Below are 5,397 nucleotides of genomic sequence, written 5' to 3'. Positions count from 1 at the left end.
AGCTGTTGATCCAGCTGCTCAAGGAACAGCTGCACCGTGCTGCGCAGGCCTTCGCTGAGGGGGATTCTCGCCCGCCAACCCAGGGCCGCCATGCGGCTCACGTCCAGCTGTTTCTTTGGTGTGCCGTCGGGCTGGGTGGTGTCCCAGAGGATCTCACCCTGGAAGCCCGTGGCCTCCGCCACCGCCTCCGCCAACTGTTTGATGGTGAGGTCCACCCCTGTGCCCACATTCAAGTGCTGGAGGTCGTTCGGTTCGGGGCTCCAGCGCTCCAGGGCGAACACGCAGGCCTCCCCCAAATCGTCGGCGTGCAAAAACTCCCGGAACGGCGATCCACTGCCCCAGCAAGTGACGCTGGCATCTCCGCGCTCAGCCGCCTCATGGAAGCGACGGATCAGGGCTGGCAGCACATGGCTGTTGGTGGGGTGGTAGTTGTCTCCCGGCCCATAGAGATTCGTGGGCATCAAGCTGATGGCATCGAAGCCGTGCTGGAGGCGCAGGGCCGCACAGAGCTTGATGCCGGTGATCTTGGCGATGGCGTACCACTCGTTGGTGGGCTCGAGGGAGCCGGTAAGCAGTGATTCCTCCCGGATCGGTTGCTCGGCAAATTTGGGGTAAATGCAGCTGCTACCCAGAAACAACAGCCGCTTCACCCCTTGGCGCCAGGCCGTTTCGATCACATTGGCCTGGATCTTGAGGTTCTCCAGCAGGAAATCCGCTGGGTATGTGGAGTTGGCATGGATGCCGCCCACCTTGGCCGCCGCCAGCACCACCACCGTGGGCCGCTCGGCGGCAAACCAGCGCTGCACAGCAGCGCCATCCAGCAAGTCGAGCTCGTCGCGGCTGGCGGAGAGGATCTGCCCGTAGCCACCACGCTGCAGCGCCCGGCAGATGGCACTGCCGGCCATGCCGCGGTGCCCAGCGACAAAAATCCGATCCGCCGGTGTGATCAGCGCCGTCATCGCTGGGCCGCCTTCACCGCCTCGGGGTTGGTGGGCGGGTTTTCCATCGAGCCCACCACGGCAAAGCCTTTGCGGCGCAGCAGGGCTTCTTTGGCCGCTTCTTCCTTGTCTACGGCGACCATCTCCGCCACCAACTCCTCGAGGGTGGTGGTGGGCGTCCAGCCCAGCTTGTCGCGGGCTTTGGTGGGGTCCCCCAGCAACGTTTCCACCTCGGCCGGGCGGAAGTAGCGCGGGTCGATGCGCACCACGACCGCTCCAGTGTCGGCACGCATGCCGCACTCCTGAAGGGCAGTGCCCTCCCAGCGCATGCCCCCCCAACCGAGTTGCTCAGCCGTAAGCTCAATGAAGCGGCGCACGCTCTCCTGGCGGCCGGTGGCGATCACAAAATCTTCCGGCGTGTCCTGCTGGAGCATCCTCCACTGCATCTCCACATAGTCGCGGGCGTGACCCCAATCGCGCAGCGAATCCAGGTTGCCCATGAACAGGCACTGATCCAAACCGGCATCAATGCGCGCCAGGCCGCGGGTGATCTTGCGGGTCACGAAGGTTTCACCGCGACGCGGTGATTCATGGTTGAACAGCACCCCATTGCAGGCATACATGCCGTAGGCTTCGCGATAATTCACCGTGATCCAGTAGCCATAAAGCTTGGCCACCGCATAGGGGCTGCGGGGATAGAAGGGGGTGGTTTCCTTCTGGGGGATTTCCTGCACCAATCCATAAAGCTCGCTGGTGCTGGCCTGATAGATGCGCGTTTTCTGGGTGAGGCCCAACATGCGCACCGCCTCCAGAATTCGCAGAGTGCCCAGGGCATCGCTGTTGGCGGTGTACTCCGGCGCCTCAAAGCTCACCGCCACATGGCTCTGGGCCCCCAGGTTGTAGATCTCATCGGGCTGCACCTGCTCGATGATCCGGATCAGGTTGGTGCTGTCGGTGAGGTCGCCGTAGTGCAGCACCAGCCGCGGATCGGCCTCATGGGGATCCTGATAGAGATGATCAATGCGGCTGGTGTTGAAGCTGCTGGCCCGGCGCTTGATGCCATGCACCACATAGCCCTTCTCCAGCAGCAGCTCCGCCAGATAACTGCCGTCCTGCCCCGTGATGCCGGTGATCAGGGCCACTCGGCCGCTGCAAGTCACGCTGGCGGGGTTGAAGGCCATGGGCTGATTGCGCTGCAGCCATTAGAACCCACCCCCAGCCACCAGTTGCCGATAGAGGTGCAGGTGCTGCGCCGCCACCTGCTGCGGTTGAAAGCGCTCAGCCGCCTGTTGACTCGCGCGTAGCGAAAGGGCCTGGCGACGGTGGGGATCTTCCAACAGCACCTTTAGGCCCTGCTGCAGCGCCTCGGGGGTGAACTGGGGCAACAGGTAGCCGCTGCACAGGTGCTCCACCACGGAGCCCACGCCACTGTCGGCCAAGGCCAGCACCGGCAGCCCACAGGCCTGGGCCTCAGCGGCCACCTGCCCGAAGGTTTCCTGCTGGGAGGGCACCACCAGCAGATCAGCCGAGCGGTACAACGCCGCCAACTGGCGGGGATCGCGGATCAGGCCATGGTGCTGCCAGGGCTGGGGCCAGTGCAGGCCGGCAGGGGGCAACTCACCAAAGCTGGCGCATCGCCACTGGGGATGCTCCCGAGCCAGCCAAGGCAGCAATGGCGCCAGCAGCTGCCAGCCCTTACGGGGATCGCTGAAGGCATTGGAGCCGCCGAACAGCAGCAGCGGCCGTTGGGGATCGCGGCGCGAGCCTGGTTCCTGGGGGCCCTCAAAAAACAACGGATCCACGGCGTTGGGGATCACGGCGATCGGCCGGGATTGGCGCAGGGCTTGAAACACGTCCGATTGCTCCGCCTGCTGGGCGGCCCAGGGGCTGGGGGCGACGAACTGGATCCCCTCCGGGATCGCACGCTGTTTGATGGCCACCGCCAGCGGGTCGAAATCGAATCCCAGCCCCGTTGGCGCGGCATCGCCCCGTGCGGGATAAGGCAGCACCCCGAGCACGGGCCAGAGGTCATGCAGGGTCCACACCAGGGGCTTGCCCAACCGCCGCAGGCTCAACAACGACAGAAAACCTGTCCCCAGCCAATGCAAGTGGATCAGATCCGCCGGCCAGCGCCCTAGCGCACCACTGCGCAGCCCCGGCGTGATCGAGAGATGCAATCCAATCCGGCGCCGATCGAGGCGGTCCACCGCTCGCCCAAACAAGCGCGAGGCGTTAGCGGAACGGGTCCAGAACAGAGATGAAGAAGAACGATCGGGCTCACCGACCCGGCACTGCTGGCTGGGACTGATCCAATCGGCCTGGGCTCCAGCGGCCTGAAGGGCGGCCCGCAGCCGCCGCGCAGCGATGTCCGAACCGCTGCCGGCGGGGGCCCCGGAGAGCTGCAGGCTGCGGGGCCAGCCGCTCATCACTGCCGCAGGCGTCGCCATTTGCGTTGCAAGCGCTCGAGCAGTGAAGGGTCGCGGTATTGATGCCGATGGGTGAGCTCGTCGTGCAGGGGGCTGGGCCGCAGGAACCCGGGGTGCTGCAGCGGGAACGGCATCGCCTCCGGCTCCGGCAAGGGGCAAGCCTCAGCATTGGTGTGGGTGGCATCGGGCCCGAAGCCGGCATTGCGCACCAAGCAGCGATCGGGCACGCAGGAGAGCATGCCGGCCTTCCAGTGGCTGTAGGTCCAGGCGAAATCCCAGGTGTCGATCTGGCCCGCCGCGGTGGCATCGAGGATGCGGGTCCAGTAACGCTGAAAGCGGCGGTTACCCAACCCCTCCAGCAGCCCCTGATCGCGGAAGGCAGGCCAGCTGCACAAGGTGTAGTCATAGTGCTGCCAGGCACGGCGCCAGCTGCCCCAGCCCCAGCAATGGTTGTAGATGGAATAGCGGTAGCTGCTGCCGCCACTGGGCTGGCGGTGGAAGTGGTGCGAAGAGATGGAGCCAATGCGGCTGTCATCGCGGTAGCGCGCCAACAGCTCCTGCATGAACGGGAAAAAGCTGGGGTCCGGCCAAACGTCGTCCTCCAGCACAATGCCTTCCGGTTCCTGATCGAAGAACCAGCTGATCGCTGAGGCCACGCCGGCTCGGCAACCCTGGTTGTGGTCGCCATAACGGCGCCGCAGCTGAACGGGCCAGGTGACCCGTTCGTCGATCAAGGCACGGCAGCGCTCCACCAGAGCCTGGTTGTGCGCATCACCGGCCCTCGGGCCATCACAGGCCAGATAGAGACGCTCGGGCTGCAGGGGCTCGAGCACATCCAACAGACCAGCCAACAGGGCGGGTCTGTTCCAGAAGATCACCAGGATCGGGGTGGAAAACGCCATCAAGCCTGGAAGGGGCGCCTCAGCAAACGGGCCAGGCGACCGAGGCGCCGAGCCACGATCTGGAGGTGCCAGAACAGACCCCGGGCCAGGGGGGAGAGCGGGCGACGCAGGGGCAATGTGGCAGTGGTGAAGCCCACAGCCCAGGCGCCCCGATCCAGGGCGGGCTGGATCAGGTGCCGATCAAACGCCTCCATCACCATGTCTGGCGTGTAGCGCCGATAGGCGCCTGTATCGGGCGGGGGCGGCCTGGAGGGATCAAAGCCAAGCAACAGCCGCTCAAGATGCGCAGCATTGCGATACAGGCTGGCGGCCGATCCCAGCACGTAATGGTGATGCCGATCCGGGGTATGGGCATAACTGAAGATCGGCTTGTTCTGAACGGAAAACTCAGCGCAGGCCAGGCCAAACGATTCCCCCTGGCGTCGGGCGTGCAGCATGGCATCACACGCGGCCACAAACGCCTGCTTGAACAGCACATCCGTGGAACGCTCCAGGAATAGCGCCCGTGGATGCTCAAGGAACGGCACATAATTCATAAAAAGAAAATAACAATCCTTGCGCTGATCCAGAACATCTGGAATCACCTGATCTCGCACAAAATCCACATCAAACGAACCACGCCCCCCATAACTGCCAATCACAACGGCATGGCTTGGGATGCCCAACTGCTCACGCAGGCCGGGCCCACTGGTTCCGGCAGGCGTGGGCACCACAAAAGGCACAGCGGGCACCAACCCGGCAGAGCACTTCAACGACAACCACTCAGAGATGAAGGCATAGGCCGAGCCATGGATCTCCAACAGCGACTGAGCAAACACCGCGTGCACCATGGTGGGCACACAACGGCTCACAATGCGATCAAGCTCACCGCCTTTGATCGTGTAAAACACATCCACACCAAGCCGCTGAATCTCCGCATCCACCTGACTGAAGTGGTCGTAGGCGATCACCGGAAACCGAGATGCAAAACGCTCCACAACGGATGGCTCATTAGCAGCCGCCCGGCGGGGATAGAACACCAGCGGTTGATGGCCCAGCAGGGTTTCGCAGTAATGGCAGTAGTCGTACAACGCCACCTCGCAGCCGCGTTCGGAGAGCTGATTGGCGTGAAAAGCAATCTGCAGCGCCATC

At 64.1% G+C, this 5,397-nt stretch carries 5 protein-coding genes; all 5 read right to left on the bottom strand.

The features are described 5' to 3' along the window. On the bottom strand, nucleotides 1-959 hold a 959-nt coding region (locus ACIQ2E_RS15155; protein ID WP_398332329.1), incomplete at its 3' end, for a GDP-L-fucose synthase family protein. Continuing rightward, nucleotides 956-2,119, bottom strand: a complete 1,164-nt coding sequence (gene gmd, locus ACIQ2E_RS15150; protein WP_398332327.1) for a GDP-mannose 4,6-dehydratase — start codon at nucleotides 2,117-2,119, stop codon at nucleotides 956-958. The genes ACIQ2E_RS15155 and gmd, both read right to left, overlap by 4 nt. A gap of 21 nt (nucleotides 2,120-2,140) precedes the next feature. Next, nucleotides 2,141-3,364, bottom strand: a complete 1,224-nt coding sequence (locus tag ACIQ2E_RS15145; protein ID WP_398332325.1) for a glycosyltransferase — start codon at nucleotides 3,362-3,364, stop codon at nucleotides 2,141-2,143. Further along, complete coding sequence (locus ACIQ2E_RS15140) at nucleotides 3,364-4,266, bottom strand: nucleotide-diphospho-sugar transferase (protein ID WP_398332323.1); 903 nt, start codon at nucleotides 4,264-4,266, stop codon at nucleotides 3,364-3,366. The genes ACIQ2E_RS15145 and ACIQ2E_RS15140 overlap by 1 nt, the downstream gene beginning before the upstream one ends. Further along, nucleotides 4,266-5,397: hypothetical protein (locus tag ACIQ2E_RS15135; protein WP_398332321.1), on the bottom strand; the 1,132-nt coding region annotated here is incomplete at its 5' end. The genes ACIQ2E_RS15140 and ACIQ2E_RS15135, both read right to left, overlap by 1 nt.

This window comes from Vulcanococcus sp., from assembly GCF_044369115.1.
In the GTDB taxonomy this organism is placed as follows: Bacteria; Cyanobacteriota; Cyanobacteriia; order PCC-6307; family Cyanobiaceae; genus Vulcanococcus.
This window is presented reverse-complemented; position numbering and strand designations above follow the sequence as displayed.

What these genes read in the sequence shown, in the direction of transcription:
- gmd (WP_398332327.1), bottom strand. Translation starts at nt 2,119, where the DNA reads ATGGCCTTCAACCCCGCCAGCGTGACTTGCAGCGGCCGAGTGGCCCTG.
- ACIQ2E_RS15145 (WP_398332325.1), bottom strand. Translation starts at nt 3,364, where the DNA reads ATGAGCGGCTGGCCCCGCAGCCTGCAGCTCTCCGGGGCCCCCGCCGGC.
- ACIQ2E_RS15140 (WP_398332323.1), bottom strand. Translation starts at nt 4,266, where the DNA reads ATGGCGTTTTCCACCCCGATCCTGGTGATCTTCTGGAACAGACCCGCC.